At 72.8% G+C, this 762-nt stretch carries 1 protein-coding gene; it reads left to right on the top strand.

The genetic code is table 11. The features are described from left to right. A partial coding sequence (locus GJ693_RS16405) for an MgtC/SapB family protein (protein ID WP_156257276.1) occupies nt 1–762 on the top strand: 762 nt, incomplete at both ends.

The following is a 762-nucleotide window of genomic DNA, read 5'->3' as shown; positions in this document are numbered from 1 at the left end:
CCGGCCCGGCAGCCGCGTTGCCGGCCTGCGCACCTTCGGCCTGTTCGGGCTGATCGGCGGGCTGGCCGGCTTCGTGGCCGAGCAGGCGCAGGGCTGGCTGGTCTCGGCCGTGCTGGTGCTCGCCGGCTGCGCGCTGGTCATCATCGGTTACCGGCGCGACAAGAGCCCCAGCGCCACCACCGAAGCCGCCGCGCTCGTCACCTTGGCACTGGGCTGGATTGCCGGCCATGGCCTGCCGGTGCCGGCGATGGCATTGGCCGTGGTCACCGCCTTCCTGCTCAGCCAGCGGGCGCGGCTGCACGCCTGGATCGAGGGGCTGAGCGAAGCGGATTTCCACGCGGTCGTGCTGTTTGCGGTGATTGCCGGCGCACTTTGGCCAGTGCTGCCCGATCACGCCATGGGGCCGCTGAACGCCTGGAACCCGCGCGAACTGTGGCTGGTCGTGGTGGTGGTGTGCGCGATCAGCTTTGCCGGCTATGCGCTGGGCCGCACCCTGGGGCCGGGGCGCGGCCTGCTGGTCACCGCGGCGGTGGGCGCCATCTACAGCTCGACAGCGGTCACCGCCGCGCTGGCGCAGCGCCTCAAGCCTGAGCCCGAGGCGCGGCCACGGCTGGCGGCCGGCATCGCCATTGCCAGCTTGGTCATGTTCACCCGCGTCACCCTGCTGGTCGGCCTGCTGGTGCCGTTCGCGCTGTTCGGCTTTGCCCGGGTGGTGGCGCCCGGCGCGCTGGTCGCGCTGGTGCTGGCGCTGGTGCTGGCGCG

Source organism: Sandarakinorhabdus oryzae (assembly GCF_009733735.1).
GTDB lineage: Bacteria > Pseudomonadota > Alphaproteobacteria > Sphingomonadales > Sphingomonadaceae > Sandarakinorhabdus > Sandarakinorhabdus oryzae.
Note: the sequence above shows the minus strand (reverse complement) of the source record. Positions and strands in the feature narration are given on the sequence as shown.